Here is a 214-nt window from a genome sequence, read left to right as displayed (position 1 = left end):
AGGCCGCAAACCCTTGATATTTGGCGCTTGGACGAGGTGGTTCGGCAGCGGACCGGCGACGATGTTTCGCGGGATAGCGACCCGGCCGCCGCTCATCTCTTCTGACTGGAGAGTTCGCCGAGAAGCTTGGTCATCTCGTCGTCGAGCGACTGCGGCGCCGCCGGCTTGCCCACCGGGCCGCCCGAACGGGGCTGGTCCAGCGACACTTCGAGTT

Source organism: Mesorhizobium sp. M7A.F.Ca.MR.362.00.0.0, assembly GCF_004023175.1.
Taxonomy (GTDB): domain Bacteria; phylum Pseudomonadota; class Alphaproteobacteria; order Rhizobiales; family Rhizobiaceae; genus Mesorhizobium.
The sequence above is the reverse complement of the archived record's forward strand: the minus strand, read 5'-3'. Positions refer to the sequence as shown.